A 22,625-nucleotide genomic window follows, 5' to 3' on the forward strand; every position below is an offset into this window, starting at 1 on the left:
GGGGATGGCCTCCCTCATGATGCGATCGCCTCGAAAGCGGCCTGGACAGGACATGCCGAATCATCATCTCAATGGCCCAAGCGCCGACGACGGGACAGCTCGGGCGCGGTGCGCCATCGCCACGACGAGTGCCCGAAGCACCCGGCCCTGCTCGCCGCCGCCTGCGCCCCCGCCGCCTGCCGAGCCCCGGCAGGACGCCGGCCGTCGCGCCGCCCGGCCCCCGCACCGGGGATCACGGGGGCCCGAACAGTCCCGTCACGCGTCCAGGATCTGACCCTCGCGACGGACCACGGGCGGTTCGACCGACCAGGGGAAGTCGATCCAGTCGTCCGTGCGCTTCCAGACGTACTCGCACTTCACGAGCGACTGGGACTTCTCATAGATCACCGCGGAGCGGACCTCGGCGACGGTTTCGAGGCAGAAGTCGTGGACCAGCTTCAGGGTCTTGCCGGTGTCGGCCACGTCATCGGCGATCAGCACCTTCTTGTCGGTGAAGTCGATCGCATTGGGCACGGGGGCGAGCATGACCGGCATCTCGAGGGTGGTGCCCACACCCGTATAGAACTCGACGTTGACCAGATGGATGTTCTTGCAGTCCAGGGCGTATGCGAGCCCACCGGCCACGAAAACGCCGCCGCGCGCGATGCTGAGCACGACGTCCGGCTCGTAGCCGTCGTCGGCGATGGTCTGGGCGAGCTTGCGGACGGCACGCCCGAACGCCTCGTAGGTCAGGTTCTCCCGTACGTCGGCCATGTTCGCGCTCACACCTGGGTCCGATGGAAGTTCACGAAGGAGCGGGAGGCGGTGGGCCCGCGCTGCCCCTGGTAGCGGGAGCCGTAGCGCTCACTGCCGTACGGGAACTCGGCCGGCGAGCTGAGCCGGAACATGCACAGCTGCCCGATCTTCATGCCCGGCCAGAGCTTGATCGGGAGGGTGGCGAGGTTGGACAACTCGAGCGTGACATGCCCGGAGAACCCGGGGTCGATGAACCCGGCGGTGGAGTGGGTCACCAGTCCGAGCCGCCCGAGGGAGCTCTTCCCCTCGAGACGTGACGCAAGATCGTCGGGCAGCGTGATGACCTCGTACGTCGAGGCGAGCACGAACTCCCCGGGATGCAGGATGAAGGGCTCGTCGCCCTCGGGCTCGACGAGCCGCGTCAGGTCGGCCTGCTCGATGGAGGGGTCGATATGGGGGTATTTGTGGTTCTCGAACACCCGGAAGTAGCGGTCGAGCCGCACGTCGATGCTCGAGGGCTGCACCATGGTCGGATCGTACGGGTCGATGACGACCCGCCCCTTGTCGATCTCGGTCCGGATGTCCTTGTCTGAGAGAAGCACGTCCCGAGAATACGCAAGGCGCGTGGAGTCGCCCCAATCGTGACGACTCCACGCGCCTGTGACGCCTACCGCTACCGCTTCTCCAAGATCACCGGCACCGCACTGCGGAGCCGGGCACAGCGTGGGCACCGGACGAGCCGGCCAGGCCCGAGGCGCTCGGCCTGCTGCATCGGGAACGAAGCGGTACTGAACACGTGCCCCTCGGCACATCGGACGACGGTGCGCTCCATCAAGTCCTCTGAGTCCCTTCCCCAAGAGCCTTCGTCATCGCATCCACGACGGACGACGAAAGCCACATTACGGGATCAAAGGGACGGCCCTCCAGGCGGCACTCCGACCGCACCGGACCCCTCTCCACTCCCCTCACCGTACGCCCCAACTCCTGCCCCCCGCAGCCGGATCCACACCCCGAAACGACGGCGGACCCCGCGGCTGCGACGCCGGGGGTCCGACATGAGGTAGAGTGAGCGGGCGTTCGGACACCGGGCTGAACCGGCGTCTTACGCGGGTGTAGTTTAATGGTAGAACATCAGCTTCCCAAGCTGAGAGCGCGAGTTCGATTCTCGTCACCCGCTCCATGCGAAACCCCCAGGTCAGGGACCCGGGGGTTTCTTTGTTGTCTAGACCGGTGGGCGCCTACGGTCCAATGCGCCCCCAGGAGCCGGCCGGCCTCCGCCGCCGGGACCTTCATGTTGTGTCCGGTGATCACTCGTCGTGTGCCGGATTCGTGCCGGAACGCTTCTCGACGGCCTTCCGGACTGCGGCAGCGCCAGCCTTCCGCACGGTGGCGTCCAGGCCCGCGGCGACCTCTCCCGGAAGCCATCCGGCATGCCGACGACCTCACGCACCTTGCGCCACTTCCGCCCGAAGCTACCGCGCCGAAAGGGCGCCCCCTCCTCTCCCACGAAGACCAGCCCATCGGGGCCCGGCTCCGCATACGACTCAGGTGCCGGCGGGGCTCCCGGCGCAGGAACGCGGGAAGAATCACAGCACAGACAACCGCCACGGCAGCTTGTCCGGGCCACCACGACTCCCCACGCCCCGGAGTACGGTGCGCGCCCTGAATCCTGGTGATCTGGCGTCAACTCTTGTCGTGTTCTTGGAAGAACGGCCCGGAAAGGCACTGGTGAGACTTCCCGACGGCTCCCAGACCAGCCTGCCCCACGAGTGCCTTGACCTCGGTGAAGTCGCAGAGAACCTGCCCGATCACCTGTCTCGTGACGACCTCGCCTTTGACCGGCTCAGTACCGAAGATCGACACCGGCTCGCAGACCTCTTCAACGAAGCCGCCGTGAGGGAACCGGAGGGACCATGGCGCGACGCCCTGCCGGAGGTCGCGGACGGCTTCGGCCTCAACGAAGACGAGGGCCGAGCGCCAAGGAGCCGCTGCCATGAATCCTGGTGACCTGGCCTCAACGCTTCTTGAGTTCAGTGCGCGGCGGCCGGTTCCGGTGCGGCGGCGGGCTCGTGCACGCGCTGGACGTCGGCCTTGGTCACCGCCAAGTAGGAGACCAGCAGCATGATCAGGGCAAGCAGGACCAGCGCCACCGGCCCGTCGCCGAGGCCGAGACCTCCGACGGAGCGAGGCTTGCCCAGGCCGTCGGCGATCGACGCGCCGAGCGGACGGGTGATCACGTAGGCGGCCCAGAAGCAGAACACCGGATTCCAGCGCAGCCGGCGGTACCCCACCGCCGGAATGAGGATCAGCACCGCGAACACGGATGCGGAGGTGAAGTAGCCCAGGTGCAGGGTGAAGGCGGTGAAGTCGCCCAGCGCCGTGCCCATGGCGAAGGTGGCGACCACTGTCGCCCAGTAGAACGCCTCACGGCGCGGGGAGTCGATGGTGTGGATCGACAGGGTGCCCTCGGTGCGCCGCCACAGCCAGAACACGGCCAGCAGGAGCACTGCGTACAGCAGGCTGGAAATCGTGTAGGGCACGCCGAGGGCCACGTGCATCACGTCGGCGGCCATCGTCCCGAAGATGCCGACCATGGCGACGGCGAACCAGTACGTCCACGCCCGGTAGCGAGCCTGGCGGAACTGGACCACAAGTGCGACGAGGAAGGCGACGAATCCGAGCACCACGGCGAGCTGCGGCACCATGGCCTGGACGAGATAGTCCGAGGCCCCCTCCCCCAGCGCCGTCGACAACCCCTTTGCTATCCAAAAGGCGGTGACGATTCCGGGAACGCGAACCGCGCCTCGGAATACGTCTGCGGCAGTGCTGCCCGAACGGGCATGACGAGCTATCGAAGTCACCCGGCGATCCTAGGGATCCGGGGCTGCGCTTGTCTACACGCTTGTAGACGGTCTAGCGTGGCGCGGACGGGAGGGGCACCCCCTCCGTGCCGCTACCCGTCATAGGTGAGGGGTTACATGACTACCACGACGACGCCCGAGAGTTTTCGGACGCCCGCCCGGGAGCTGCCGAACAAGGTCCCCGAGGTCACGGTCTGGTTTTGGGTCATCAAAATCTTGTGCACCACGGTCGGCGAGAGCTTCGCAGACTGGATCGACATGAACCTCGGTGTCGGTCTGATCAACACCGCATTGATCTTCACCGTCGTTCTGGCCGGCGTCCTGGGCTGGCAACTCGGCACCGGACGCTACATCCCGTTCGTGTACTGGCTCACCGTGGTGGTGGTGAGCGTGACCGGCACCCTTTACACCGACATCCTCACCGACAGCCAGGGCGTTCCGCTCGCGCTGAGCAGCAGCGTGTTCGCGGGCGTCCTCGCCGTTGTCTTCGGGATCTGGTACGCCCGCGAGCGGACCCTGTCAGTCCACAGCATCACCACCCGTCCCCGCGAACTCTTCTACTGGCTCGCGGTCCTGGTCACTTTTGCCCTCGGCACCGCGACCGGCGACTGGACCCTGGACCTGACCGGCTGGACCCCGGGCGTCTCCGTGCTCCTACCCCTCGGATTGATCGTCGCGATCGTTCTCGCATGGCGCCTCGGCGCCAACGCGGTGCTCTCCTTCTGGCTGGCCTACATCCTCACCCGCCCGCTCGGCGCCAACCTCGGCGACTGGCTCGGCTCGCCCGGCGGCGACGGCGGCCTGGGCCTCGGCACCGCGGTGACCAGCGTGATCTTCCTGGCCGCGATCCTCGCTACGGTCCTGTACCTCACGCTCAGCCGTAGCGATGTCATCGAGACCTCCGGCCTGACCCATACCCCACGAGCGCTGAACCCGGCGCGTGAGCGGATCATGCTCGGCTACTACGCCGTCGTAGCGGCCGCAACGGCGGCGCTTCTCGTCTGGGCACATCAGCAGCCCCACGCGGCGGCGGCAAGCGAGAACGAAAGCCCCGCACCCACGACCGTCCATCTCACCCCGAAGCAGGCAACGTCGCAGTTCCCTCCGGCCGAGATCGCGAAATTCCGCACGATCGCAGCCGACACCCTGGCGAAGCTCAACTCGGGCGATCAGGCAGCCGCGACCACCCGGGTGACCGGCCTCGAGACCGCGTGGGACGACGACCAGCCCACCCTCGAGCCCAAGAACGAGCAGGCCTGGCACTTCCTCGACAGTGAAATCGACCAGGTCCTGACCGCGCTGCGCGCTCCGAACCCGGACAAGACCACCGAGGTCAAGGCACTCAACACCCTCCTCACCTCGCTCGGCTGACCCACCACAACGACCGACTGCCCCGACGCCGGCCTCCGGCCCCGGGGCAGTTGACGTCAAAACCGTTGCGCTCGGCCGGTCGTTGCTTCATCAAGCGGCTGATGACAGAGAACGGGGCCTCCGCCGAACGGGCGGTACGGGCTGCGCAGCGCTTCCTCGGTGGCCGGCGACGACGAACGGCGGCTCGTCGGGCTGTGCGCGGAGGAAATCTGTCACGGCGAGGCCACATGTCCCTGCCTGCCGGAGTCAGGGTTGCCGCACGAGGCACATGGCGCCGACTCTCTCGGAGCACGGCTGTCACGCGCACCCGGGTCCCTCGCCGCGTCCCCGAAACGAAGGTGCCATGCCCGCTGAGAACGCCCCCGTCGCCGGCAACCTCGATGACGACGACCATCCCTCCTACACCATGGGGCGGGCCGCCGACGTTCTCGGCACCACCGCCGCCTTCCTCCGGGCCGTAGGCGAAGCGGGGCTGATCACTCCCCTGCGTTCGGAAGGCGGCCATCGCCGCTACTCGCGCCGCCAGTTGCGCATCGCCGCCCGCGCCCGTGAGATGGTCGACCAGGGCACCCCCATCGAGGCCGCGTGCCGCATCATCTCCCTGGAGAACCAGCTCGACGACGCCCTGCACCTGAAACGGGAAATGCGCCGGAAGCTGGACCAGTACGGCGCGGATACCTAGTCTCGCCGGTACAGAAATACGGACCACACGATATAAGAATTACCGGGAGATCCCGAAAAAACCGTGCCGGCTCCACCTGACCTGTGTTAACGTGACAGCAGTTGCGGTTTTGGTTACCGGAGATTTTTTCTTTGCAGAGCTTTCCGGATCCTTCCGGAGGGGTGATCATCGCGGCGACTCGGCTCCGTAAAGTGCGGAGTCCGGCACTGCCCCCCAAGGGAGATTCAATATGGCATCTGGCACCGTGAAGTGGTTCAACGCGGAAAAGGGATTCGGCTTCATCGAGCAGGACGGCGGCGGCGCTGACGTGTTCGCCCACTACTCGAACATCGCCACCTCCGGCTTCCGCGAGCTTCAGGAAGGCCAGAAGGTTACCTTCGACGTCACGCAGGGCCAGAAGGGCCCGCAGGCCGAGAACATCGTTCCCGCCTGACACTGACGCGAATCGTCGCGAGCCAGTGGCTCGCGCATCATGTGGCTGGGGCCCGCGCTCTTGGGGTGCGGGCCCCAGCCCATTGATTTTCACGCTTTCCGGATTTCCCGGACCGCCGGCCGCCCCGGCTTCATCGCCACGAGGCACGGCTCTTCTTTTTTCTTCGGCTCATTCTTGCGAATCCTCATGCGGCCGTCGCCGCTGGACGGAATTCCTCGATACGCCGCATCGAGGAAGGTTCCTCCATGAACCGCACCCGTCGCACCGGCGACACTCCTGGCAGCCGCTCCCGTACGCAGGGGACGGGCCGCCGGGCTCCCCGTCCGGGCACCGGACGAAGGAGCGGCCAGGGCGCACGCCCTTCCCCGCGCCGACAGGAGTTCGCCCTGCCGGTCACCCACACCGAGCCGCTGCCGGCGGTCGAGACGTTCGGCGAACTGGACATGCCCCCGCGGCTGCTGGCCGCGCTCGGCGCCGAGGGCTTGACCGTGCCCTTCCCGATCCAGGCGGCCACGCTGCCGAACGCGCTGGCCGGCCGGGACGTCCTGGGCCGGGGCCGTACGGGCTCGGGCAAGACGCTTGCCTACGGCCTGCCGCTGCTCGCCCGCCTGGACGGGCAGCGGGCCCAGCCCCGGCAGCCGCTCGCCCTCGTCCTCGTACCCACCCGGGAACTGGCCCAGCAGGTCACCGACGCGCTCACCCCCTACGCCCGCGCCCTACGGCTGCGACTCGCCACCGTGGTGGGCGGCATGTCGATAGGCCGTCAGACGAGTGCGCTGCGCGGCGGCGCCGAGGTCGTCGTCGCGACGCCCGGCCGTCTCAAGGACCTCATCGAGCGGCGAGGCTGCCGGCTGGAACAGGTAGCCGTCACCGTCCTGGACGAGGCCGACCAGATGGCCGACATGGGCTTCATGCCCCAGGTGACCGAGCTGCTCGACCAAGTCCCGGCCCGCGGCCAGCGGTTGCTGTTCTCGGCCACCCTGGACCGCAACATCGACCTCCTGGTGCGCCGCTACCTTCACGACCCCGTCGTGCACTCGGTCGACCCGTCCGCGGGAGCGGTCACCACCATGGAGCACCATCTGCTGCACGTGCGCGACGCCGACAAGGACACCGCCGCGACCGAGATCGCCGCTCGCGACGGACGGGTGCTGATGTTCCGGGATACCAAGCACGCGGTGGACCGGCTGGCCGACCACCTGCTGTCCGTCGGGGTGCGTGCCTCGGCCCTGCACGGCGGCAAGTCCCAGACGGAGCGCAACCGGACGCTCGCCCAGTTCAAGGACGGCCACGTCACGGTCCTGGTGGCCACCAACGTCGCCGCCCGCGGAATCCACATCGCGGGCCTCGACCTCGTCGTGAACGTCGACCCTCCCGGCGACCACAAGGACTACCTCCACCGCGGCGGCCGTACGGCACGCGCCGGCGAGTCCGGCACCGTCGTCACCCTCGTCCTGCCACACCAGCGACGCGCGGTGGACCGCCTGATGGCCGACGCCGGCATCGCTCCGAGTACCGTCCGGGTCCGTCCGGGCGAGGTCGAACTGCATCGCATCACCGGCGCCCGGACCCCCTCCGGCGTGCCCGTCACCCTCGCCGCACCGGTCGACGGACCACGAGAGGGCAAGGGATCCGCCGGCCGGAATCGCAGGGGCCGGGCCGCCGGCCGTGGCGAGAGCGGCCGGGCCGCCGGCCGAGCCCGTCGGCCTGTCCCGAGGAACAACCCATAGCCCGAACACGGGGATGCGCTCCCTGCGGTCAGTACCAGCCCTCGCCCGTCCTGCCCGCCCCGACGAAGAGGAGAGGCCCTTGACACCGTTTCCGCCCCTGACACGGCAGACCGACAGCACCGACGGCACCGGTCTGACCGCCCGCGACGCCATGCACGCCCCCGGGCCGCAGGTCGACGACCATATGGCGGTCGACGTGGCCCTGTCCGTGCTCATCGGTGCGCGCGTCCCGCACCTGCTCCTCCGGGACGAGGACGGGCGGTGCGCGGGCCTGGTCACCCGGGCCCAGCTCGCCGCGCACCGCGGCGGCTCGTGGTACAGCGACCGGACCCGGCTGCGGGACATCCCGCTCGACCGCGGACCGTTCACCTCGTCCATGGCCGCACTCGGCGAGGCGGAAGCCGCCATGCGGGACCGGACCCTGGACGTGTCCCCCGTGATCGACGAACACGGATACGCCCTCGGCGTCCTCGCTCTCATGCCCTGACCGCAGTTCGACCGCCGTCCGACAGCCGCGGCGCGGTCGGCGTCTCCGCCTGTTCTTCCCCACCCCTGTGGAGGCATCCATGCGCTGTGTCATCGCCCGTTACCCCTTCGACCTGACCAAGATCGAGGTCGAGCAGTCGATGAGTGGCATCACGCCCGAACCCGTCACCGGCGTGTCCGTGACCATCGACCGCCGTGTCTACCCCGTGATGCAGGTCGGGGAAGTGATCACCAGGCAGAACCGCCGGGACTTCACGACGGGTGAGATGCGCCGGGCACTGACCCGGCTCGGCTTCACCTGCCACGACGCGCGCCCGGTCATGCCCGCCCGAGACACGCGAGCCGACGGGGATGCGCTCGGTTGGTGACGTTTTCCACGGCAACCGCAGGTCGCTCATGCGCCGTTTCGGGTTGGAAGACCGAGGATGTGGCACTCGGCCAGTGAGAGGGCCGGACGCGCGAACCGGGTCCCGTAGGGCCGACGGTTCGGCAATGAGCCGCAAGCCGCACGAGACCGATATGGCCCGCTCCGCCCGGTTGTCGCCGCCGGGCGGCCCGGCGGCGACAACCGGTGTGACCTGCCCGAGCCGCACCGTCACCCGCTCCAGCACGAAGGCCCAGGTCAGAGACCTGGGCCTTGTTGTGTTGTGCGGTGATCAGCGGCCGCGTGCCGGATTCGCGCCGGAAAGCTTGCCGGCTGCCTTCTTCGCCGCCTCCGCCGCGGCCTTCTCAAAGGACTGCCGGGCCGGCGACCAACGAGCCGCCGCCACGCGCCGGAATCGAAGCGCGCCGTGGCGCAGCGAGATCAGTCGGCCAGCCGGTTGACGGCAGCGGCAGCGATGCCTTCCATGTAGCCGGGGTCGTCGCTGGGCTGACCGGACAGTTCGACGATCCCGAACCTGTGACCACTGCGGATGACCGCGACACCGCCGGTGACCCCGCCGTTGCCGCCGAAGGCGGGGTACCACCTGGCCTCGCCGGCCCTGACGGTGATCGTGTGCCCCTTGCCGTAGTACCAGTGTCCATCCGGCTCGTCCTGGCAGCTGCGCACCAGCCCGTTGAGCTGCTTCTCGTACGAGGCCGCCGCCGCGTTGGTGGAACTGTCTGCGACGGACTCGGTCAGCAAGGTGTCCTTGGTGTCGAAGGTCCAGGTCACGTCGGCATAGGCGCGGGCCTTCCCCTTGGTCAGCGCTCGCATCGTCTCCTCGCCGGAGCACGCCGAGAGAGCTTGCTTCCCGGTCATGTTCACGGTCGCGCCGACCGGGGACAGGCCCTGCTGGAAGAAGTCGTCGCGCTGGATCAGGTTGCCGGAGCCGAGGCCGGACTCGGCAAGAGTGGCGGCAGGCGCGGCTGCCGGCCGGCTCGGAGAACCCGTGTCCGCACTGGCGGCGGCGGGATGCGCGGCAATGCCGACCGCGAGCAGCGCGGCTCCGAGGGAGGCTGCTACTCCTGCGGTACGACCGCGGCGCGAGAACTTCTTGCCGGCTGCTTGGTTGTCGAACATCTCATCCCCTGTGTGGTCACGACGCGGTTTGCGTTCTCGTACACCCGGGGAGATGCGGGACGTCCGGAAGATGTTGGATGGCTGTTCGCCGTGATCGGTGTGATCCACCTCACCTCTGTCGGCGAGGGCAGGGCCCCTCAGAGCTGTGTCACGGCGGCACGGACGATACGCGTCATCGCAGCCGTGTCCAGGCAGGCATCAACCTCCAGCACCCCGTAGTGAGAGCCGTTCCGGAGTATGGCGATGCCTCCGCACGGCTCCTTGCCTCGTGGTGCGGTCCCTGTGGTGTTCAGGTCGCCGTCGTAAGACCCCATCCAGCTGGCACCGATACCCGGAGCGACATCGATCGTGTGCGTCGGCCCGTAGACCCAGTGGGTGGCCGGTTCCTCCTGGCACGGCACTTCCTCCAGCAGGAGGCGCTGGGTGAAGTTCTGCGCCAATGCCGGGCTTCCGGCGTCGGCGGCGACTTCACGCGCGACCTGACCCTGGATGTCCACCGCCAGCGTGGGGTCGCTGACGTCGGCGTCCCTGGTTGTCACGAAGCCGCGGAAGTGTGAGTCCGACCTTCCCAAGGTCTCGCCGAGGGTCTTCTCTCCGGCGCAGGCCGCGTTGGCGTACCTGCCGTCTCCGACACGGTCCCGTACGTAGATGTGCTTGCGGAACCCGACCTTCCTGAACGCAGCCGCTGCCAACAGGTGCCCGTCCGTCATAGGTCCGCCGGCGGGCTTCGGCACCGGGGAGCCGTTTCCCGGCGAGGACGGCCCAGCGCCCGGCGTCACTGTCGGAGCAGAGCGAGCGGGCAGGAGGAAACGGCCGGTCAACAGGCCGAGCCCGACGGCTACCGCCAGGATGACGACGATCGTCCGAGCTCGCACGGCAGCACCTCCCGGCTCCTACTCAAGCTGAAAATGCCGGTTGACACCGGAAGGTCGGAATGCCTCAGAAGCCGCCGCCGAGGCGGTCCCGCATGAAGCGGCGAGCCTGATGGATGCGGTCCTTGACCGTGCCCAGGGGAGCGCCGGTGATCTCGGCGACCTGAAGATAGGTCAGGTCCCCGAGATCGCGAAGCACGAAGGACTCCACCAGGGCCGGATGGCGCTCCTCGAGCGCGGCCAGCGATTCCATGAGGTCCAGGCGGGTACCTGCGATGACGCTTGTCGTTCGAGGGTCGACACCCTCGGGAACGACCGCATGACTGTCCTCCGCGCGCCGGCGCATCGAGCGATACGTGGACCTGGCGGCGTTCGAGGCGATCACTGTCACCCACCCGAGGAACGAGCCCCGCCCGCTGTACTCGTGCAGATGTGTGCTGATGGACAGCAGAGCATCCTGCGCGGCCTCTTCGGCGTCGGCGTGGTGCGGAAGGAACCTGGAGCAGCGGCGCATGACCGTGGGGCGAAGCCTGACAAGGAGGCGGTCCAAGGACGCCCGGTCACCTGCCTGGGCAGAGGCCACGAGCCGCGCCAGCTCGTCCTCGTCGATCACCTGCTGTCCCCCGTTCCCGTCCGACCCGAATTCCGCCTGGCCACACCGCAGTTCCCGGCCTCGACGACTCGGGCAGAATGTTGCCACATGCGGAAGCTAGGTCGTTATCTCCTCGAGGGCAGACTGGGAGCCGGTTCGTTCGCCACCGTCTGGAAGGCATACGATCCCGAGCTCGACACGGACGTCGCGGTCAAGGTGCTGGCCGACAACTGGGCCTCGAACGCCGATGTACGAGAACGATTCCTGGCGGAGGCGAGGCTGCTTCGCAGGATCTCCAGCCCACGTGTCGTACGCGTTCACGACGTCGGCGTCCAGGACGACCGGCCCTACTTCGTCATGGACTACGTCCCGGGCGGCACGCTGGCCGAGAAGATCGGGCACTGCCGGCCTGCGGAGGCACTCCATCTGGCAGCCGAGGCCGGATACGCGGTTCAGGTGCTCCATGACACAGGCGTCGTCCACCGCGACATCAAGCCGTCGAACCTCCTGCTCGACGCCGGCCGCACGCCCACTGCCGTACTTGTCGCGGACCTCGGCAGCGCGAAGCAACTCGCTGACGCGTCGGGGTTGACCGTGACCACCGGCACTCCCGCGTACATGGCGCCCGAGCAGGCCTTCCAGACCGGGGGATTCGATGGTCGAGCCGACGTGTACGCCCTCGGTGTCGTGACGTTCGAACTGCTGACTGGGCGCAAGCCGTTCGGTTCGGGCGGTCGCGCGACCCTCACGACAGAGCAGGCGTCGACGTCTTCGCCGCCGGCCATCCCCAGCGACCTGGGGGTTCCGAACGGCATCGACAGACTTCTCCGTGCTGCGCTGTCCGTCGATCCCGGGGACCGGCCCCAGACCGCTCAGGCGTTCGCGGATGCGCTGCTGTCACAGGGAGGAGGGGAGTGGGCTCCGGCCAGGTCCTCGCGGCCGACACGCCTTGTGGTCTGGCTCGCGGCGATCGTCGTGTACCTGGTGACAGCGGTACTGACCTGGTTGGTCCGCTGAACCGGATTCCCCGTCGTCGTTCGGTGAGGCAGCGAGTTCCTCGCGGAGCGACCCGGGCCCGACCCAGTGCACGCCACCACGTCCCTCGCACAGGGTGCCGCCCGTGACACCGAGGGTCCCGGCGAACCGGCCGAGCGCTAGGCCGAGCTGCCGGAGTGCATCGCGGATGCCGATACCGGTCACCGGCACGCTCACGAGGCCGCCCGCGACCGGTCCAGACGCATACGGCCCGGCCGAGACCTGCTGCGGACGTGCGGCCCCGGCCTTGCACACGACCCTGCCGTCCGGGCGCCTCCGCATCGGGGGCGCCCGAACGCCGTGCGCGTCAGGCCGGCGCCTTGACCGCCGAGACCGCCTGGGCCGGGTTCCGCACGACGCGGCGGCGCCGGGTCGGCATCCCCAGTGTCGGGTGGGCGACGCCCCAGGCCGCGCCCTTGCAGACCAGCTCCTTGTAGACGGCGGCGAGCCGTCCTGTCAGGGCCGTCCGGACGGAGCGGTCGTCGGCGGTGACGTACTGGATCAGGCCCTCGTTGCGGCCCAGCGAGATGCACTGGTTGAAGTAGCGGAGCGGCACGGACGGGAGTTTGCCGCCGGTCAGGCGCGCCGCGATGGCGTCGGCGGCCTGCCAGGCGGTGGGGACGCCCGAGGCGCACGACATCCGCAGCGGCTTGTCGCCGGGGCCCATCACCATGGCCGCGTCGCCGATGGCGTACACGTCCGGGTGGGAGAGCGAGCGCATGGTCCGGTCGACCACGATCCGGCCCGTGCCGGTGACTTCCAGGGTGGTGGCCTGCGCGATCGGGTGGACGGCGAAGCCGGTGGTCCACACGGTGACCGCAGCCGGGACGGATGTGCCGTCGGCGGTGGTGATGCGGTCGGCCTCCACGGCGGTGACGGTGGCGTGCTCGTGCACGGTGATGCCGAGCTTGCCGAAGACCTTCCGCAGGTGCCGGCGGCCCTTGGGCGAGAGCCAGTCGCCCAGGCCGCCGCGGGCGGCGAGGGCGATGTCGAGGTCCGGGCGGGCCTCGGCGATCTCGGTCGCGAACTCCACACCGGTGAGGCCGCCGCCGACCACGACCACGGGCTGTCCGGCGTCCAGGGCCGCCAGGCGCTCGCGCAGGCGGAGAGCTCCGGGGCGGCCGGCGATCTCGTGAGCGTACTCGGCGGTGCCGGGGACGCCCTGGTCGTTCCAGCCGCTGCCGAGGGCGTAGACGAGGGTGTCGTACTCCAGCTCCTCGGCGCCGCCGGCGTCGGTGACGGCGACGGTCCTGCGGTCGGCGTCGACACCGGTGACCTTCGCGAGCTTCAGTTCGACGCCGGTTCCCGCGAACATCTCGCCGAAGGGTCGGGACCTGAGGTCCTGGCCTGCCGCAAGCTGGTGCATCCGGACGCGCTCGACGAAGTCGGGTTCGGCGTTGACGAGGGTGATGGCGAGGTCGTCACGGTGCAGCCGCCTGGCGATGCGCCCGGCGGCGATGGCCCCGGCGTATCCGGCTCCGAGGACGATGATGCGGTGCTGCATTTCCTGGCTCCTGTCGTCGGCGGGTTCGCCCCTTGAGCCGGGCGGCCCGCCGTTTCCTGACAGAAGTGCGATGTGAAGCACCTCACATCGGGTCAGAAGGCGTTGAGCAGGGGTTCGCCGTGGTCGGTGGCCGCCCATCGCCTGGTCGCGCGTTCGAGCTTGTCGGGGTTGGCCTGGCTGCGGAACGCGGCGATGCCCTCGTCGGTGACCTCCAGGCACATGACGCCGATGACCCGGCCGTCGAGGACCGCCACGACGGCGGGGTCGCCGTTGGCGGTCGTGGCATGGACCTCGGGTGAGCCGCCGGCCAGTGCGCGCTTGGCCCTGCTGGGCTTGAACAGGCCCCGCATGAACTTCGCGACCGCCAGGGCGCCCTCGAACGGCTTGGTGCGGGCCGGGACCTTACCGCCCCCGTCGCCGATCGAGATGGCGTCCTGGGTGAGCAGCCGTACCAGCGGCTCGGTCCTGCCGGTGGTGGCGGCCGCGAGGAACTCGTCGATGATCCGCCGGGCGGCGGCCTCGTCGATCTCGGTGCGGGCCTTGCCGTCCGCGACGTGCTTCTTGGCACGGTGGAAGATCTGCTGGCTGGCGGCCTCGGTGATGTCGAGGATCTCGGCGATCTCCCGGTGCGGGTAGTCGAAGGCCTCCCGCAGGACGTACACCGCCCGCTCGCCCGGGGACAGGCGCTCCAGCAGGGCGAGCACCGCGTACGAGACCGATTCGCGTTGTTCGGCGGTGTCGGCCGGGCCGAGCATCGGGTCCCCGGCGAGCAGCGGCTCGGGGAGCCATTGGCCCACATAGGTCTCGCGCCGTGCGCGGGCCGAGGTGAGCTGGTTGAGGCACAGGTTGGTGAGAACCTTCGTCAGCCAGGCCTCGGGGACCTCGATGCGGCCGACGTCGGCGGCCTGCCAGCGCAGGAACGTCTCCTGTACGGCGTCCTCGGCCTCGCTCGCGGAGCCGAGGAGCCGGTAGGCGATGGCCTCCAGGCGGGGCCTGAAGGCCTCGAACCGGTCGACGTCGTTCATCGTCAGCGCCATGGCCCGGATCCTAGCTCTCGCGGCGCACGACGGCCGCTGCATTACGGCCCCGCGCTGCCCGGCACGGCACGCCTCCCTCGACCTGAAATTCCGTCCGGCCGCGACGGAATCTGCCGCGCCGTCCCCACATGTGCCACCGCGCCGGAACATTTGGGTAAGTGCCCGAACAGGCAGCCATATATGGGGCGTCGCGAATTCAGGTGTAACGCGGCCGCGACGGCACGGCGCAGAAGAAGAGGAGCGGGTAAACGCCCCGGGCGACCGCGCCGAAACGACCTCTCGTCAGATCGGATTTCCTTGTGAGCAACACAGACCCGGTTTCCGGGTATCCCACGTACAACCAGCCCTCGGGCCCGGACCGCTCCGTGCGCCACCAGTCCGCCGGACGGCGAACGGCGCTCACGCTCTGCACGATCGCCGACATCGCGGCAGGTCTGCTGGCCCTGTGGATCCTGTTGTTCCTGCTGGACGCGAACCGGGCGAACGTGTTCGTCAAGTTCGTGCGGGGAGTGGCGGACTGGCTGGCCTGGTGGTCGCAGGACATTTTCACAATGGACACAGAGGGACTACGGGTCATCCTTGATTATGGACTCCCTGCGGTTATGTATTTGCTGATCGGTCACGGAATCGCCGCCCGGCTCAACCGGGCCTGACAACACCGCGAGTTCGTTGCCGAATCTCCGGCACAGACCGCGCAGAAGCACGACACCGCGAGGACCGACTGTGATATTCAGCCCCACTGAAAAAGTCCAACTGCCGATCTACGAGGATCTTGTACGCGAACGCGGTGACGTCGTGGCGGAGGCTCAGCAGGCGGCAGAACACATGCGGCACCAGGCGGCGGAGCTGCTCGGCGGACGGAACGGGGCCCGGGGCGGTCCGCCACGGACAGGGCACTGAGGACCCTCTGCCGTCAGCCGCCGTGGGTGGCCCGCACCTCGGCGAATGCGCCCCGATCCGGCGAACCGGGGCCGCCGCGCTCTACCGTGGGCAGGAGTTCGCAGCCGCCGCCGACGGGCGCCTCGGCAGCGGGGTGAGAGGCGTGCAGACCGGAGCGGCGACGCCGATGAGCTCCACCAGTCCCACGCCGCCGGTGGGCGGGAGGATCTTCGACCAGTTGTTGGCCACCCAGGCGTTGCCGGAGGGGTCGATCTGCACCGCGGTGAGGTGCTGGATCGCCTTGTTCCGGAAGCCCTGCTCGGGGGACATGACGGTACCGGTGGTGGTGCCGGGAGGGCAGGCCGTGGTGTCTGCGCCGCACAGAAGCGACACGGAGGAGTTGCCGAAACCGGCGACCCACACACGGTCCCGGCCGTCGACGGCGACCGACCAGGGGAAGACCGTTTTGGGCAGCCGGTAGGTGCCCGCGACCGTTCCGTCGGGCCGGATCCGCGTGACCGCGCGGCTGAAGAAGCCGACCACCCAGGCGTTGCCCCGGGAGTCCAGAGCGAGCCCGAGGGGCGCCTGGAGAGAGCTGCCGCTGGTGGACATGATCGGCTTGAAGTCGGGGCCGACGACGGTGACGCTTCCGCCGACCTGCTCCGGGCGCTTGGTCTCCATGACTGCGGCGAAGGAGAGATGACTGTTGGTGACCCAGGCCCGGCCCTGGCCGTCGATCTGGATGGCGAACGGGTGGTTGAAGCTCTTGTCCTCGATGGTGAAGGCCTTCGAGGGATCACCGTGCGGGTAGACGACGACGCTGCCCGCACCCGGCGCGCCCTTAAGACCGTAGGAGTTGGCGATCCACACATTGCCGCGCTGGTCGACGGCGACGCCCTGGGGTTTGACGAGCCCGCCGTTCTTCCACCCCGTGGGGGGCGACAGCGGGATGCCGGCGGACGAGTATTTCGACATCGCGTCGCCGCCGTAGCTGGGTGCCCAGACGGAGCCGTCGTGATCGATCGCGAGGCCCCACGCTCCGCCCTTCATACCACCGCCGCCGATGGGGCTGCCAAGGGTCGGCCGGCCGGTCGGATCGAGCACGGTGACGAAGGGACTGGGCGAACGCGTACCCGGGAGCCAATTGTTGCTCGCCCACACGTTGCCTTTCGCGTCGAACGCGATACGGCCCGGAGCGTAGAGGTCGGCCGCGGTGTGGCGCAGCGCGAGCACCCATGCCGTGGGGGCCGCGGTGAGCGCGGGGGCGAACACCCTCGCGGTGCGCGACAGGGCGTACAGAACTCCGGGGGACAGCGTCGGACGGTGGACAAGGCCGAGCACGGCCTGCACCGTGTCGGCAGGCATGGTGCCGCCCCGCGGTGTCGCCAGTCGCAGCAGGTCCTCGCAGCGCGGGGAGTCCGCAACACAGAGGGACACGAGGTTGGCCAGAGTGTTCAGCGTGGCGAGGGTCTCGCTGTTGGCGCTGTCGGCCCTGACCGCCTCTCCCGGCCTGGCTGTCACCGGATCGGCAAGGCCGAAGGAGGTCGCCGCGGCATTCTGCAGTCCCGGGCTGGGCCCGGTGATGCCGCGCCCGTCGCTGAACTGAGCGAGGGCGTACGTGGTGGCGACGGTGGTCAGCTCGTCGACCGTCACGGTGCTCTCGGTCCGCCGGGGTACGCCGCCTCCCGCGCCGAACCCGACGACCGAGCGCAGCCGGAGCCTGCGTCCCTGAGCCGGCGTGGCCTCCACGTACAGCACCCCGTCGGCGGGCTCGGCGTAGGGGATCCGGAAGGAACCGTGCGCGTCGGTCGTGGTCCGGCCCAGCTCCCTCACCCCTGAACGCGTCCCGGTGAAGAGCGTGACCCGGGCTTCGCCCAGCGGCTTGCCCGCCCCGGTGACCGTCCCGTGCACGGCGTCCGTTCCGGCACCGGCCGCCGATGCCGGGGCCGGGACGTCCACCGTTGTGAGGGCGACGGCGGCCGAGGCCGCCGCGGCGATGAACGAAGCCCACGACAGGCGTTCGGCCCACGTTCGTGCATGGCGCCTCTTCGGTCGGGCCGCGCACGTGGCCGGTCTGGAAGCGCGTATGTCTGAGCTGGTCATGGCTTTTTGACCCTTCACTGTGCACAGTCGGACCGGAGCGAACGGGTGAGGAACCTGCGCGGTGTGAGCGACCGGGGGCCGGTCAGCCCGGCTGCCGGGCTGTGGCTTCCCCCGCCTCGACCGGACCGCCCGGGCCTTCGGGAATCCTGAGCGTGAACCAGCCGACCCTGACGCCGAACAGCCAGACCACGCCCAGATAGAGTCCCGGCCGGACCTCACGCATCTCGTCGCGAACCCCACGTGCGACCAGAGAGATCCTGGAGTAGTCGATGACGATGCAGTCCCGGTCGTCCATCAGGCTCTTCCCGATGTAGACCTGGGCCACGATGGCGAGCACGTCGAACGCGGTCATCCGATTGCTCAGATATCCCTCGTGGTCGAAGACCTTCCCCCGCCACACGCCCAGGCGTACCAGCCGGGCGAGCAGCTGGGCCAGCCGGCTCCCTCCCCACCGCACGATGCCCGTGCCCTCCAGCGGACCCTTCGGGATGTCACCGGGCGGACTGTCGCGGAACAGCTCCACCAGCCCCCCATCGCCGGCCCTGAGCAGCTCCTTCTCGCTGAGTGCCACGCTCGTCCTCCTGGCGATCGTCAGCGCCGTCGCTCGGCAGCGCGATGCGGCCGGCAAGACCCACCCTCGGTGCTCGAGACCCACCCTCGGTTGCTCAAGACCCACCCTCGATGCCGCCGAACGGAGCCGCCACCACTGCTGGGCCGAATGGCTGTCCGGCCTGCGCGTCGAAGGCCGGCCGGCGGCCGGTGCGTCGACGGGGCACCGGGCCGCAATCGGCCGGGCTCACGCCTCCGGCTCGCGGCCGGTGAAGACCAGCAGGCGGCGGTGGGCAGGTGCGCCACCGGCCCCCTGATCCCCGGCTATGTCGACTCACTCGTCGACCGGCTCCTGTCACACGAGGACGGCAGCCCGGCCTGAGCCAGGTCCGCTCCGCCGGGCACGGTCACACGCAGGAGCGCCCTCCCGGGCCGCGTGGGGCCGTGGGAGGGCGCTCCGTGGTGGGCGACGACGGCAACGCCTGCCGGATGTCCGGCAGCGGGAGGTTGCCGGTCAGAAGGAGACGAAGACGCCTGCCTGGTGGTACTGGCCTGCGGTGCCCAGGGCCTCGTTCTTGACGGCGTCGACCTGAGACAGGACGTCCGAGTTGCTGAGCGCCGTGGGTCCGGCGACGACGCCGACGTGCGGGCTCAGACCGCCGGAGACGTTGTCCAGCTCGGCGTCGGAGATCTCGGCGGTCTGCACCTGGGGAGCGGAGTTCATGGTGGGACTTCCCTTCGGGTGAATGTCGTGCAAGGGGGGCGGCCCATGTGGGGACAGGCGGCGAGCCGCGGCCGCGGACGCGCGAGGTCCGGTTCGGGGAATCTGTGCCGAACCCGGCGGCGCGAAGGATCAAATCACGGAGCACGCCGAGCATCCAGTCAAACGCTGCTGCGACCAGGACAGTTGGGCGTGCGGGCTGCGCATTCGTGCAGACACGGGCACGAATTGGGGCCGGCTTCTCCACAAGCTTCGCGGGCCGGAGGGCGGCTGGCGTCCTCTCCGCGCTTCCCCCGCCCGGCACTTCGCGCCGAGCGGGCGTCGTCCGGCGTGTTCTTGTGCAGATCCGGCGCCCCCCGTGTTGCGGTTGCGCATTCGATGTGCAGATTCATCAGCCGGATCCCGGGCCCGGACCAGCAAGCGGTGAGGCCCGCCCTTCGGTCACAGGACACCCACGAACGCGCAGAGGATCCCCCCAGGAGCGCCACACAGGCCGCACACAGTCTTCCGAAAGTCTCGTTAGCGTTGCAGGCCGCTCGATTCCACGTGCGAACGTGGCCAGGCCGCGGCCCAGGCCGTCGGCGCAGTCGACTCAGGAAGACCGTAAATGGACTACTGCTCCTCGTGCCGTCGGCATCTGAACGGCGCCTTGGTGTGCCCCGGATGCGGTGCCTACGCCCCGGACATCGCTCCCCCCACGGCGATGAGGCCCTCCGCACCGGCCACGGGCACGGCGGCGGCCAGGACGGCGGCGCGGCAGTTCGGCTCCCCCGGCAGGCGGCACGACGGCGGTCTCCGTGACGAGCACATGCGCGGTCTACGTGACGAGCACATGCGTGGTCCCGATGGCGAGCACATGCGTGGCCTCCACGGCGAGCACATCGGCGGTCCCCCCGGCGAGACGGCGGCCCTCGCCGGCAAGGACGAGGCCCCGCGTTCCGGCCCGTCCGGTGATGTGGACGGCGCTCCTCCCGCTTCGCAGGGCCGGGCGGCTCGGCGCCGGCAGCTGGCCCGCTGGAAGAAGAACAAGCGGCGGGCCGCGGTCGCGACGGCCGTCGCGCTCGTGGGTGGCGGTCTGACCATGACCGCGCTGGACCGGCACTCCGCCGACCGGGCCCAGGCGGCCACGGCGCCGGACAACCGGCCCATGGGCGTCACGGGGGAGCAGACCGGCGAGGAAGGCCGCCCGAACGACCCGGCGACGGCACCCCCCGGTGCGCGTCGGTCCTCGCCGGCGCCGCGGTCCACGTCCCCCAAGTCCCCCGCCCAGCGGGCCGCGACCGGCGTCACGCACCGGCAGAGCACCGTCACCACACCCCGTACCGTGACGCCGGACACCCGGCCGGACGCCGCGGCCACTTCCCTTCCCGTGAAGACCTCGATCGCGGGGGATCAGGCCGCCGCTCCCGCTTCGGGCGGTACGAACGGCAGCGGCACCGGTACGACGGCACAGCAGCCGTCCACGCCCCCGCCCTCGTCCGCTCCCGCGAACACCGGCGGGTCGAACTCGGGAACGTCCCAGACGAACCCCGCACCGGCGGCGACCTCCCCGGCGCACCTGTGCCTGCTCGTGGTGTGCCTCGGCTGACCGTTCACAGCGCCGCGCCCGTCGACGCCCGGGGAGTACGACGGAAGACGGGCCGGACCGGTCACCGTCGTGGGTGTCCGGGCCGGCCGTCGTCGAGGTGGCTCAGGTCCTGACCGTGAGGTAGAGCCAGCCGCTCCAGGTGCTCAGGTTGGTGTTGCCCTTCGCGCTGTGCACGTACTCGGAGCGCACCCGGAACCTCTGATCGACCGCGTGGGTCAGGATCAGCTGCGTCGCCGCGGTGCTCTTCGGGTCGAGGGTGAAGCAGCCCGAGGTGCTGAGTGTGCCAGGCGCCGCTGTAGTACTCCTGGACCTGGAAGTGCTCGCACTGGCCGGACTTGTGCGGCGTCACGGTCGCGGTGACCCGCGGGTTCACCGTGTGGTGGTAGACGCGGTAGGTGGTGCCGCCGTAGGTGGTGCTCGTGTAGTAGCCGCCCAGCGTCTCGGCGACCTTCACCTGGTCGTAGGCGGTGCGGCTCGCCGTGGCCGGGGCGTAGTGGTAGTCCCCTCGGCCCGACAGGTCTCAGCGGAAGCGGTCTCTGATCCAGGCGGCTGCGCCCAACAGGCCCACCATGACGAGGACTCCCCCCTTGACGGACAGCTTCATCTTCAGCAGCCAGAAACCGGGGAGGTACCGGCCCAGCCCCCACCACACGACGGCCCACGACAGCCCGGCGGTCAGCAGGGCACCCGCCACGGCCACGGCGATCGGCCCGGCTCGGGGAGGGCGCGGTTCCTCGTCGTTCCTCTCGTTCACGGGCTGACTATAGGAGCCACTGCCGCCGGCTCCCCTCCGCGCCTGCCCCGGCACCGCGGCCGTGCGGGCGCGTCAGTCCGCGTGGGCAGGGATGCGCATCCGTACCCGGTAGCCCCTGTCGCCGGTGGGGCCGGACTCGAAGGTGCCGTGCAGGATCTCCGCGCGTTCCCTCAGGCCCACCAGGCCCTGGTGCGCGCTCGGGAGAGGGAGAGCCGGGCGGGTCGGCGCGGTATTGGTGATGGTCACGCCGACGTCCGTGCCGTCGTGCCACAGCTCGACGGTCGCCCTGGCCCCGGGGGCGTGCTTGCGGACGTTGGTCAGAGCCTCCTGCACGGTGCGGTAGAGCGCCCGCTGCGCGGGTGTGCCCACGGTGGGCGACAGCTCGCCCTTCAGCTCCGCCTCGATCCCGCTGGACGCCACCAGCCTGTGCAGGTCGGCCAGGGTGGGTTGCGGGGTCAGCTCGGTCGCATCGCCGCCGGAGGCGCGCAGCAGCGTGACCATGGTGCGCAGTTCGTCGAGCGTGCCGACGCTCAGCGAACGGATGACGCGCGCGGCCTCCCGAGTCTCCGCGTCCTTGGCTCCGACCTGGACGGCCCCGGCCTGGACGGCGATCAGGCTGACCTGGTGGGACACGACGTCGTGCATCTCGCGGGCCAGCTGGGCCCGCTCGCGGGTGAGGACGGCCTGCGCGTGCAGGGCGCGTTCGTGCTCCTTCGCCTCCTCGATCTCCACCAGACGCTGCGAAAGATCCCGCCGGGCCTGCACGAGCTGGCCGAGCAGCACGGGGGCGGCGGCGGTCGCCAGGGTGTAGACGAAGTCGACCAGGGTCCAGGTCCGGCCGAACCCGGCGCCGTGGTCCGGCGGCCAGGGGATCGCGGTGGCGAGCGCGTACAGGGTCGCGCACAGGGCGAGCAGACGGCGGTTCCTGGACCGCTCGGCCAGGGTGTACAGGGCCGCGATCGGGGCGACGAGGGTGTCCTGGATCAGGGTGGCCGGCAGGGTGAGCAGAAAGACGGCCAGTGGGAACCGCCGGCGCACGGCCAGTGCGCCGCAGGCGAGGGCGGCCAGCGCCAGGCCGCGCGGCGTGCGGTCCGAGAGGTTGAGCCACAGGTCGAGCGCGGCGAGGGCGACCAGACCGGCGTCGACGAGGGGCGCGGGCACGCGTTCCCAGAGCTGCTTCCCCTCGAGC

Annotated in this window: 25 protein-coding genes, 1 tRNA gene and 1 pseudogene; 11 read left to right on the plus strand and 16 right to left on the minus strand. The window is 69.8% G+C overall.

The genetic code is table 11. The annotated features are described in order from the left end of the window. Positions 1–255: 255 nt before the first annotated feature. Together LZ604_RS03220 and dcd are read right to left on the minus strand one after the other, a co-directional pair. Positions 256–753: a phosphoribosyltransferase gene (locus tag LZ604_RS03220; RefSeq protein ID WP_234512392.1), complete on the minus strand. Its 498-nt coding sequence runs from the start codon at positions 751–753 to the stop codon at positions 256–258. An 8-nt stretch (positions 754–761) separates the two neighbouring features. Then, the gene (dcd, locus tag LZ604_RS03225; RefSeq protein ID WP_234512394.1) at positions 762–1,337 is read right to left on the minus strand and encodes a dCTP deaminase; all 576 of its coding nucleotides are present in this window, start codon (positions 1,335–1,337) and stop codon (positions 762–764) included. 504 nt (positions 1,338–1,841) lie between these two features. Between dcd and LZ604_RS03230 the strand changes: the two genes are divergently transcribed. Next, a tRNA-Gly gene (locus LZ604_RS03230) sits at positions 1,842–1,915 on the plus strand. 234 nt (positions 1,916–2,149) lie between these two features. Here the strand turns inward: LZ604_RS03230 and LZ604_RS03235 are convergent. The 3 genes and pseudogenes from LZ604_RS03235 to LZ604_RS03245 all read right to left on the minus strand — a co-directional run. Then, positions 2,150–2,325: pseudogene (locus LZ604_RS03235) on the minus strand (tyrosine-type recombinase/integrase); the annotation flags it as partial. 93 nt (positions 2,326–2,418) lie between these two features. Continuing rightward, entirely contained in the window at positions 2,419–2,730 is a 312-nt protein-coding gene (locus LZ604_RS03240; protein WP_234512396.1) for a hypothetical protein, read from the minus strand. 35 nt (positions 2,731–2,765) lie between these two features. Beyond that, positions 2,766–3,596: a COG4705 family protein gene (locus tag LZ604_RS03245; RefSeq protein WP_344413803.1), complete on the minus strand. Its 831-nt coding sequence runs from the start codon at positions 3,594–3,596 to the stop codon at positions 2,766–2,768. Positions 3,597–3,713: 117 nt separating this feature from the next. Between LZ604_RS03245 and LZ604_RS03250 the strand changes: the two genes are divergently transcribed. From LZ604_RS03250 to LZ604_RS03280, 7 genes are all read left to right on the plus strand, one after another. Continuing rightward, positions 3,714–4,967 (plus strand): COG4705 family protein, encoded by a 1,254-nt coding sequence (locus LZ604_RS03250; RefSeq protein WP_234512400.1) that lies wholly within the window; start codon positions 3,714–3,716, stop codon positions 4,965–4,967. Between the two features lie 343 nt (positions 4,968–5,310). Next, a complete protein-coding gene (locus LZ604_RS03255) occupies positions 5,311–5,649 on the plus strand; it encodes a helix-turn-helix domain-containing protein (protein ID WP_234512402.1) in 339 nt (112 codons plus the stop codon). 229 nt (positions 5,650–5,878) lie between these two features. Further along, on the plus strand, positions 5,879–6,082 hold the full coding sequence (locus LZ604_RS03260) for a cold-shock protein (RefSeq protein WP_007383480.1): 204 nt from the start codon (positions 5,879–5,881) through the stop codon (positions 6,080–6,082). Between the two features lie 245 nt (positions 6,083–6,327). Next, the gene (locus LZ604_RS03265; RefSeq protein WP_234512404.1) at positions 6,328–7,812 is read left to right on the plus strand and encodes a DEAD/DEAH box helicase; all 1,485 of its coding nucleotides are present in this window, start codon (positions 6,328–6,330) and stop codon (positions 7,810–7,812) included. 79 nt (positions 7,813–7,891) lie between these two features. Then, complete coding sequence (locus tag LZ604_RS03270) at positions 7,892–8,299, plus strand: CBS domain-containing protein (protein WP_372482082.1); 408 nt, start codon at positions 7,892–7,894, stop codon at positions 8,297–8,299. A gap of 79 nt (positions 8,300–8,378) precedes the next feature. Then, positions 8,379–8,666 (plus strand): SCO5918 family protein, encoded by a 288-nt coding sequence (locus tag LZ604_RS03275; RefSeq protein ID WP_234512406.1) that lies wholly within the window; start codon positions 8,379–8,381, stop codon positions 8,664–8,666. Between the two features lie 124 nt (positions 8,667–8,790). After that, positions 8,791–9,123: a hypothetical protein gene (locus LZ604_RS03280; protein WP_234512408.1), complete on the plus strand. Its 333-nt coding sequence runs from the start codon at positions 8,791–8,793 to the stop codon at positions 9,121–9,123. Here the strand turns inward: LZ604_RS03280 and LZ604_RS03285 are convergent. The 3 genes from LZ604_RS03285 to LZ604_RS03295 all read right to left on the minus strand — a co-directional run bounded on the left by LZ604_RS03285 (position 9,104) and on the right by LZ604_RS03295 (position 11,287). Next, positions 9,104–9,802 carry a hypothetical protein gene (locus tag LZ604_RS03285; protein ID WP_234512411.1) on the minus strand — a complete coding sequence of 233 codons (699 nt, stop codon included), beginning with the start codon at positions 9,800–9,802 and terminating at the stop codon, positions 9,104–9,106. The genes LZ604_RS03280 and LZ604_RS03285 overlap by 20 nt on opposite strands. Before the next feature lie 137 nt (positions 9,803–9,939). After that, a complete protein-coding gene (locus LZ604_RS03290) occupies positions 9,940–10,341 on the minus strand; it encodes a hypothetical protein (protein ID WP_234512413.1) in 402 nt (133 codons plus the stop codon). Between the two features lie 400 nt (positions 10,342–10,741). Continuing rightward, positions 10,742–11,287, minus strand: a complete 546-nt coding sequence (locus LZ604_RS03295) for an RNA polymerase sigma factor (RefSeq protein ID WP_234512415.1) — start codon at positions 11,285–11,287, stop codon at positions 10,742–10,744. 87 nt (positions 11,288–11,374) lie between these two features. Here LZ604_RS03295 and LZ604_RS03300 point away from each other — a divergent pair, with 87 nt between their 5' ends. Further along, a complete protein-coding gene (locus LZ604_RS03300; protein WP_234512417.1) occupies positions 11,375–12,283 on the plus strand; it encodes a serine/threonine-protein kinase in 909 nt (302 codons plus the stop codon). Positions 12,284–12,608: 325 nt separating this feature from the next. On the opposite strand, the gene LZ604_RS03305 is transcribed toward LZ604_RS03300, so the two are convergent. Further along, entirely contained in the window at positions 12,609–13,805 is a 1,197-nt protein-coding gene (locus tag LZ604_RS03305) for an NAD(P)/FAD-dependent oxidoreductase (protein ID WP_234512419.1), read from the minus strand. A 92-nt stretch (positions 13,806–13,897) separates the two neighbouring features. Beyond that, positions 13,898–14,842, minus strand: a complete 945-nt coding sequence (locus LZ604_RS03310) for an RNA polymerase sigma-70 factor (protein ID WP_234512421.1) — start codon at positions 14,840–14,842, stop codon at positions 13,898–13,900. Between the two features lie 299 nt (positions 14,843–15,141). Here LZ604_RS03310 and LZ604_RS03315 point away from each other — a divergent pair, with 299 nt between their 5' ends. Continuing rightward, positions 15,142–15,495, plus strand: coding sequence for a hypothetical protein (locus LZ604_RS03315; RefSeq protein ID WP_234512424.1), 354 nt, complete (start codon positions 15,142–15,144; stop codon positions 15,493–15,495). 328 nt (positions 15,496–15,823) lie between these two features. Here LZ604_RS03315 and LZ604_RS03320 read toward each other — a convergent pair whose 3' ends face one another. The 3 genes from LZ604_RS03320 to LZ604_RS03330 form a co-directional block, all read right to left on the minus strand. After that, positions 15,824–17,680, minus strand: coding sequence for a hypothetical protein (locus tag LZ604_RS03320; RefSeq protein WP_234512426.1), 1,857 nt, complete (start codon positions 17,678–17,680; stop codon positions 15,824–15,826). A gap of 226 nt (positions 17,681–17,906) precedes the next feature. Beyond that, entirely contained in the window at positions 17,907–18,395 is a 489-nt protein-coding gene (locus tag LZ604_RS03325; protein WP_234512428.1) for a hypothetical protein, read from the minus strand. A gap of 492 nt (positions 18,396–18,887) precedes the next feature. Next, positions 18,888–19,097, minus strand: a complete 210-nt coding sequence (locus LZ604_RS03330) for a hypothetical protein (protein ID WP_234512430.1) — start codon at positions 19,095–19,097, stop codon at positions 18,888–18,890. A 604-nt stretch (positions 19,098–19,701) separates the two neighbouring features. Here LZ604_RS03330 and LZ604_RS03335 point away from each other — a divergent pair. Next, positions 19,702–20,682, plus strand: coding sequence for an SCO2400 family protein (locus LZ604_RS03335; RefSeq protein WP_234512432.1), 981 nt, complete (start codon positions 19,702–19,704; stop codon positions 20,680–20,682). Positions 20,683–20,743: 61 nt separating this feature from the next. Here the strand turns inward: LZ604_RS03335 and LZ604_RS03340 are convergent, their stop codons facing one another. The 3 genes from LZ604_RS03340 to LZ604_RS03350 all read right to left on the minus strand — a co-directional run bounded on the left by LZ604_RS03340 (position 20,744) and on the right by LZ604_RS03350 (position 22,597). Further along, on the minus strand, positions 20,744–21,136 hold the full coding sequence (locus LZ604_RS03340; protein ID WP_234512434.1) for a hypothetical protein: 393 nt from the start codon (positions 21,134–21,136) through the stop codon (positions 20,744–20,746). 66 nt (positions 21,137–21,202) lie between these two features. Further along, positions 21,203–21,436: a hypothetical protein gene (locus LZ604_RS03345; protein ID WP_234512436.1), complete on the minus strand. Its 234-nt coding sequence runs from the start codon at positions 21,434–21,436 to the stop codon at positions 21,203–21,205. A gap of 72 nt (positions 21,437–21,508) precedes the next feature. Continuing rightward, on the minus strand, positions 21,509–22,597 hold the full coding sequence (locus LZ604_RS03350) for a sensor histidine kinase (RefSeq protein WP_234512631.1): 1,089 nt from the start codon (positions 22,595–22,597) through the stop codon (positions 21,509–21,511). Positions 22,598–22,625 lie beyond the last annotated feature (28 nt).

The sequence above is a fragment of the Streptomyces glomeratus genome (genome assembly GCF_021462825.1).
GTDB lineage: Bacteria > Actinomycetota > Actinomycetes > Streptomycetales > Streptomycetaceae > Streptomyces > Streptomyces glomeratus.

What these genes read in the sequence shown, in the direction of transcription:
- LZ604_RS03265 (WP_234512404.1), top strand. Translation starts at nt 6,328, where the DNA reads ATGAACCGCACCCGTCGCACCGGCGACACTCCTGGCAGCCGCTCCCGT.
- LZ604_RS03305 (WP_234512419.1), bottom strand. Translation starts at nt 13,805, where the DNA reads ATGCAGCACCGCATCATCGTCCTCGGAGCCGGATACGCCGGGGCCATC.
- LZ604_RS03310 (WP_234512421.1), bottom strand. Translation starts at nt 14,842, where the DNA reads ATGGCGCTGACGATGAACGACGTCGACCGGTTCGAGGCCTTCAGGCCC.
- LZ604_RS03300 (WP_234512417.1), top strand. Translation starts at nt 11,375, where the DNA reads ATGCGGAAGCTAGGTCGTTATCTCCTCGAGGGCAGACTGGGAGCCGGT.
- LZ604_RS03330 (WP_234512430.1), bottom strand. Translation starts at nt 19,097, where the DNA reads ATGAACTCCGCTCCCCAGGTGCAGACCGCCGAGATCTCCGACGCCGAG.
- LZ604_RS03275 (WP_234512406.1), top strand. Translation starts at nt 8,379, where the DNA reads ATGCGCTGTGTCATCGCCCGTTACCCCTTCGACCTGACCAAGATCGAG.
- LZ604_RS03280 (WP_234512408.1), top strand. Translation starts at nt 8,791, where the DNA reads ATGAGCCGCAAGCCGCACGAGACCGATATGGCCCGCTCCGCCCGGTTG.
- LZ604_RS03240 (WP_234512396.1), bottom strand. Translation starts at nt 2,730, where the DNA reads ATGGCAGCGGCTCCTTGGCGCTCGGCCCTCGTCTTCGTTGAGGCCGAA.
- LZ604_RS03250 (WP_234512400.1), top strand. Translation starts at nt 3,714, where the DNA reads ATGACTACCACGACGACGCCCGAGAGTTTTCGGACGCCCGCCCGGGAG.
- LZ604_RS03335 (WP_234512432.1), top strand. Translation starts at nt 19,702, where the DNA reads ATGGACTACTGCTCCTCGTGCCGTCGGCATCTGAACGGCGCCTTGGTG.
- LZ604_RS03285 (WP_234512411.1), bottom strand. Translation starts at nt 9,802, where the DNA reads ATGTTCGACAACCAAGCAGCCGGCAAGAAGTTCTCGCGCCGCGGTCGT.
- LZ604_RS03220 (WP_234512392.1), bottom strand. Translation starts at nt 753, where the DNA reads ATGGCCGACGTACGGGAGAACCTGACCTACGAGGCGTTCGGGCGTGCC.
- LZ604_RS03260 (WP_007383480.1), top strand. Translation starts at nt 5,879, where the DNA reads ATGGCATCTGGCACCGTGAAGTGGTTCAACGCGGAAAAGGGATTCGGC.
- LZ604_RS03255 (WP_234512402.1), top strand. Translation starts at nt 5,311, where the DNA reads ATGCCCGCTGAGAACGCCCCCGTCGCCGGCAACCTCGATGACGACGAC.